The organism is Flavobacterium sp. (assembly GCF_049318325.1).
GTDB lineage: Bacteria > Bacteroidota > Bacteroidia > Flavobacteriales > Flavobacteriaceae > Flavobacterium.
The window spans coordinates 1-5,800 of the sequence record NZ_JBMOGQ010000134.1; the positions used below are offsets into that span (position 1 = coordinate 1).

Here is a 5,800-nt window from a genome sequence, read left to right on the forward strand (position 1 = left end):
ATGATAAACGCCAAAATAAAATTTACTGTAACACCGCCAAGCATAATAATTAATCGTTGCCAAGCTGGTTTAGAACGAAACTCCCAAGGTTGTGGTGGCAATGCCATTTGTTCCTTGTCCATGCTTTCATCTATCATTCCTGATATTTTTACATAACCTCCCAATGGCAACCAACCAATACCATATTCGGTTTCGCCGATTTTCTTTTTTAGTAAAGAAAACTTGATATCAAAAAACAAATAGAATTTTTCTACTCGTGTTTTAAATAATTTGGCAGGAATAAAATGCCCTAATTCGTGAAGTATTATTAGTAAAGATAAACTCAGTAAAAATTGAGATAATTTGATTGCAATTTCCATTTCTTATGTATCGGTTTCTTTTAAACGCACAAAAGTAAGGTTTCCGCCTTACTCTTGCACACAATAATTAATTTATGCCTATTTTTTTATGAATTTTTTATGATAAATGCCTTCTGTTGTTTGAATATCTATATAATGAACACCCGTTGACAAGCTATTTATAGAAAAATCTAAACTTGAATTTTCTATGACTTTTTGACCCAGACTGTTGTAAACAATTACTTTTCTTAATGTCGAGGTAACCGGCATTTGAATGTGAATTGCATCTGAACTCGGATTAGGGTAAATTGACACCGCATTGTCTATATCAAAAATTTGATTCCCTAACGTAATCATAGAATTAGCAGCTATTAAATGTCGTTCCGGATCAAAATCTGCACCAGTAATAGCAAAAGGAACATTTGTAATAATTTGTTCTCCGTTAAAAGTATTGTTCAATACTATATCAGCTTGTTGTCCGAGGGCTCCATAAATTCTAACCGGAATCGGCATTTCAAAATAAGAAACTGAAGGATCTGATTGGGTTTGGTTAATTACAAATTTTGCCTGGCCAACGCCCCAATTTTGAGCCGTAATTGAATAGGTTGGATACCCTTGATTGTAAATCCAATCATTAAAAAACTCGGTTAAATCCTGACCATAAACGGCTTCCAAATGGGCTTGTAAATCCGTAGTTACTGCATATTTGTAGGCCAAATTTGGATCAGCTAAATAATTTTTAACTCCTTGAAAAAACAAAGCATCTCCAAGTTTAAAACGCAACATTTCTAAAACCATCGCGCCTTTATTATAACTCAAACGACTGCTGAAAATCCTATTTACATTAGTAGCTTGAGCATCTGTTAAATATAGATTCCCATTTGGACTAGAAATAATATAATCAATCATACTTTGCTTTTCGGATACAAAAGCAGCCAACCCATCAAAATCTTCAATAACTAAAGTAGCCATATAAGTAGCAAAACCTTCGTTTAACCAAATGTCTTTCCATGAACCACAGGTAATTTTATCACCAAACCATTGATGACCTAATTCATGTGCTATCAATTGTCTGTCGAAATTATACATAAACGATACCGTAGTGTGTTCCATTCCTCCTCCCCAACCAAACTGAGCATGACCGTATTTTTCATTTCTGAATGGATAAGGTTCAAATAACGTTTCATATAAATTCATTATCGCTGGTGTTTGATCTAAATCAAAAACAGAAGAGGCATAATTTTCAGGATAGATATAGTTAACTATTGGGAAAGTAGTTCCTACACCGGCGGTTTGATTATACACTTGATAATTGGTAACCGCTATAGCTATTAAATAAGCCGGAATAGGATAAGAATGTCTGAAATGAGTGGTTTTATTGGGTGCATTGATAACTGGCGCGTCTACTTCTACTCCATTGGCAACACTTACATATTGTGATGGTGCTGTTATATAAACATCAATACTATTTACTTTATCATTTAAATCTTGTTTACAGGGCCACCAATCTCTAGCGCCAAAAGGTTCGGAAAGTGTGAAAATTATTGGAGTGCCATTATGAGAGCTTTTAGTAAAAGCTTGTTCTCCTGTTGAAGGTGCGCCAGAATAATTAATTTCTACAGTTCCAAAATTGCCTGTCGTTAATGTTGTTGGCAAAGTAATAACCAATTCTTTATTGGCATTTTGCGTAAAAGTTAGATTTGTCGCACCACTTTTCACAGAACTAACTGACATGTTGTTATTAAAATCAAATATTACAGTTGACATATTTGATAGTGCTTTGAAAGTAGTAGTAACTTTTCCAGTAATAGCATAAACTGCTGGATTGATTGTAAATTCTAACTTATGATAAGTAACATCATAATTTTGAGTATTCGCATTTACTTGAAGATTCATCAATCGTGAAGCTGACTTCATTTCTGCTTCAGCAATACTATTGGTTTTATTACCGTTGTTTTGAGCAAATACAGAACATATCGAAATACAGAATAGTAAAAAGTAGTTTTTAATCATGATACTATAGTAATTTTTGCGAATATAATAATAAAGAAAACTAACTATTATTAATTTTTTTGTAAAATGCTATAAGAAAAACAGTTTCGTAGTAGTTTACCCTAAAAATATGTTTTCTAATCCAAATTTTTTAAAATTCATATGCAACTTAAAGTTTGATAAAACAAAACGCCAATAAGAAACAATAATTATCTTCATATCAAACATTTCATTAAATTTGCGTCCTTATAAAGAAAATGTCATGTTACAAGTAAGTTACATAAGAGATCATAAAGAAAAGGTGATTACGGCTCTCGCCAAAAGAAACATGGATGTGAAAACACTCGTGGAAGAAGTAATCCAATTAGACGAAAACAGAAGAAGCACTCAAGTAGCTTTAGACAATACATTAGCAGAAGCCAACAAACTATCATCAGCCATAGGCGATTTGATGAAAAGTGGTGAAAAAGCAAAAGCCGAAATCCTGAAACTAAAAACAGTTCAGCTAAAAGAGACAAGTAAAGAACTGGCTGAAAAATCCGAGGCACTGGCTAATGACCTTTTGCAAAAAATGTATCTGTTGCCTAACCTTCCTGCCGAAATTGTTCCGGTAGGGAAAACTCCGGATGACAACCAAAACGTTTTTGAAGAAGGTACTATTCCAGTTTTGCACGAAGGTGCTCAGCCACACTGGGAATTGGTAAAAAAATACGACATCATCGATTTTGAATTAGGGGTAAAAATCACCGGAGCTGGATTTCCGGTTTATAAAGGCAAAGGTGCCAAATTACAACGTGCGCTGATTTCTTATTTCCTAGATAAAAATACGGAAGCTGGTTATCAAGAATTTCAAGTGCCGCATTTGGTAAACGAAGCTTCAGCATACGGAACCGGACAATTGCCCGATAAAGAAGGGCAAATGTATCATGACGCTAGCGATGATTTATATTTAATTCCAACGGCGGAAGTTCCAGTAACTAATATTTTCCGTGATGTTATTTTGCAAGAAAGTGAATTGCCGATTTTGTGTACAGGGTATACGCCTTGTTTCCGTCGTGAAGCAGGTTCTTATGGCTCACACGTTCGTGGATTAAATCGTTTGCACCAATTTGATAAAGTAGAAATCGTTCGAATTGAACATCCTGACAAATCATATGAAGCTTTAGACGGAATGGTAGAGCATGTAAAAAACATAATGCGAGAGTTAAAATTGCCTTTCCGCGTATTGCGCCTTTGTGGTGGCGACATGGGATTTGCTTCGGCATTGACTTATGACTTCGAAGTGTTTTCTACAGCACAAGATAAGTGGTTGGAAATTAGTTCCGTTTCTAATTTCGAAACCTTCCAGGCGAATCGTCTGAAATTGCGTTTCAAAGGGAAAGAAGGGAAAACACAATTAGCACACACACTGAACGGAAGCTCATTGGCATTACCAAGAGTTTTAGCCGGTATCCTAGAAAATTATCAAACACCGGAAGGTATTGTTATTCCAGAAGTATTGCGCAAGTATACCGGATTTGATATTATAAACTAAAACCAAATAAGACATAGAAGTTAAACTTCTTAATTTTACTTATATGCTTTATATGGTAAAAAATATGTTTTCATAAAAGTTAATCTTTCATAATCAATGTATTAATTGAACACAAATGTTTTACTTTAGTACATTGTTCATTTTTTACCGAAATTCATGAAAAAAAATCTTTTAATACTGATATTATTCTTTTCGCTTGGGGCTAATGCTCAAAACGAGCAATTGGCGAATAATTATTTTGACCGAGGAGATTTTGAAAAAGCATTGTTGAGTTATGAGGATTTGTTAAAAAATCAGATTGGAAATTTTAATTATTTTCAACGAATAATAGAGTGCTATCAGCAGTTGCAACAGTATGATAAAGCCCAAAAAGCTATAGAAGTCCAACTTGATAAATTCAAGCAAAATCAATTGCTGGTTGAATTAGGTTATAATTTCCAATTGCAAAAAAACAAGGAGAAAGCCAATAAATATTACAGTCAGGCAATTGATAGAATCAAGAAAAATGCTAATGAAGTCTACGGAATTGCATACTTTTTTGAAAGAAAGGCACTTGTAGATTATGCACTTTTGGCTTATAAAACCGCTCTGGAAAAAGATCCAAAAATGAGTTTCAATTTTCAAATGGCAACGCTTTATGGGCAACAAGGCAATACCGATTTGATGATTGATACTTTCTTGCAAGAGGCGTATCAAAACCCACAAAATCTTCCTTTAATTCAAAACCAGTTATCCCGATTTATGACTGAAAATGTGGATGCAAATTTTAACGATTCGTTGAAAAAAGCGCTGTTACTTCGAGCGCAAAAAACGCAGGATATTTTTTGGAATGATTTCCTAAGCTGGCTTTTTATTCAACAAAAGGAATATGGCAAAGCCTTTATTCAGCAAAAAGCAATCTACAAACGAAATCCTGATTCTTTTGCCAATATTGTAAATTTAGGACAAATGGCCATTGATGATAATGACCAAGATTCAGCTACCGAAATTTTGAATTTTGTTCTTGAAAATACACGTGATTTAGATTTACTCATTCAGTCGCATTCTTATTTGATTGAAATGAAAATTGACCACGCGACAGAGAAAGATTACCCAACAATAACGGCTGAATTAGATAAGCTGATAAAAGAATTTGGTGTAAGTCCATACACTCTTTCGCTTTTAAAACTGCAGGCCGATTTCAATGCGTTCCATTTAAACAATCCCGAAAAAGCCAAAGCGATTTTGAAAAGTGCTATGGAAATGCCTATCAACAGATCACAATTGGCGGAAGTAAAAATGGAATTGGCGGATATTCTTTTATTCGAAGAAAAATTCAATCAGGCATTGATTTATTATTCTCAAATTGATGAAGATATGAGTGGCGATGTAATTGGTCAAGAAGCCAGTTTAAAAACTGCTAAAACCAGCTATTTTAAAACCGATTTTGAATGGGCATCTCACCAATTGAAAGTACTTAAATCGGCTTCATCTCAATTAATAGCTAATGACGCTTTGGATTTGTTTTTATTAATAAGCGACAATACCGTTGAAGATTCGTTGCAGGTTGCATTGAAAAAATTTGCCCGTGCAGATTTTCTTTTATATCAAAATAAAAAAGCAGCCGCTTTAGCAGGATTTCAACTTATTTTAAAAGAACACAAAGGGGAAGATATTGAACCGGTTACACTTTTACGTATTGGGAAAATCTATGAAAAAATGGGTGACTTTGTCAATGCTTTAGCAAATTATGATGCAATTATCACCAAACATAAAGACTGTATTTATATTGATGAGGCGCTTTATTTTTCGGCCGAAATTTATAATCTTCAACTAAAAGATTCCGAAAAGGCAAAACTGCTCTATGAAGAAATGCTCACTAAACACGAAGACAGTATTTTCTATGTTGATTCGAGGAATAAGTACCGAAAACTCCGTGGAGATACTAATCTTTAAA

General features: G+C 34.0%; 4 protein-coding genes. 2 read left to right on the plus strand and 2 right to left on the minus strand.

What is annotated here, in order from left to right; genetic code table 11:
• Positions 1-359 (minus strand): site-2 protease family protein (locus ACOYLP_RS10230; protein WP_422856072.1); only part of this gene is annotated, 359 nt, incomplete at its 3' end.
• Between the two features lie 78 nt (positions 360-437).
• Positions 438-2,351, minus strand: coding sequence for a M1 family aminopeptidase (locus ACOYLP_RS10235; protein WP_422856073.1), 1,914 nt, complete (start codon positions 2,349-2,351; stop codon positions 438-440).
• Between the two features lie 241 nt (positions 2,352-2,592).
• Here ACOYLP_RS10235 and serS point away from each other — a divergent pair, with 241 nt between their 5' ends.
• Entirely contained in the window at positions 2,593-3,864 is a 1,272-nt protein-coding gene (gene serS, locus ACOYLP_RS10240; protein ID WP_422856074.1) for a serine--tRNA ligase, read from the plus strand.
• 156 nt (positions 3,865-4,020) lie between these two features.
• Positions 4,021-5,799, plus strand: a complete 1,779-nt coding sequence (locus ACOYLP_RS10245; protein WP_422856075.1) for a tetratricopeptide repeat protein — start codon at positions 4,021-4,023, stop codon at positions 5,797-5,799.
• The last annotated feature ends 1 nt before the right edge of the window (position 5,800 follow it).

Excerpts from the sequence above, each read along its gene's own strand:
- ACOYLP_RS10245 (WP_422856075.1), top strand. The coding sequence starts at position 4,021 with ATGAAAAAAAATCTTTTAATACTGATATTATTCTTTTCGCTTGGGGCT.
- ACOYLP_RS10235 (WP_422856073.1), bottom strand. The coding sequence starts at position 2,351 with ATGATTAAAAACTACTTTTTACTATTCTGTATTTCGATATGTTCTGTA.
- serS (WP_422856074.1), top strand. The coding sequence starts at position 2,593 with ATGTTACAAGTAAGTTACATAAGAGATCATAAAGAAAAGGTGATTACG.